This is a genomic window from Shigella sp. FC1967 (assembly GCF_001743005.1).
In the GTDB taxonomy this organism is placed as follows: domain Bacteria; phylum Pseudomonadota; class Gammaproteobacteria; order Enterobacterales; family Enterobacteriaceae; genus Proteus.
Window position 1 is genome coordinate 1 of record NZ_MIIZ01001417.1, and the last position, 354, is coordinate 354.

Consider the following 354-nt stretch of genomic DNA (forward strand, 5'->3'; position numbering starts at 1 on the left):
TTTTTTGCTATTAAGAAATTGAATGATGTGCTTATTGTTTAAAATTGGCTGTTCATCGCCAGTTAAAGCTCCTGAGGGCAACACATCTAAACTCTGTGGTACATCACTGATAATCACTCGGTGATTCTTCTTAAATTGCTCGAGTAATTCAGCACCCGGTTTAAGTAACACAACACCCAGTTCTTTTTGAATATACGGCGTTAACAGTAACTTCATGCACTCACCCGCTTATTCAGCATCACCATACGGATCAATTCATCCGTTTTACTCTCAAAGAAGTGCGGTTGGGTTTCACGAGGATTATTAGGGCTGGTCATATTCTTCCCAAACTGACAACCTCTTGCCGTAACAGAC

At 40.7% G+C, this 354-nt stretch carries 2 pseudogenes; both read right to left on the minus strand.

What is annotated here, in order from left to right:
- Positions 1-216 (minus strand): annotated as a pseudogene (locus BHE89_RS22570) (DUF968 domain-containing protein); the annotation flags it as partial.
- A pseudogene (locus BHE89_RS26665) lies at positions 213-354 on the minus strand (KilA-N domain-containing protein); the annotation flags it as partial. The pseudogenes BHE89_RS22570 and BHE89_RS26665, both read right to left, overlap by 4 nt.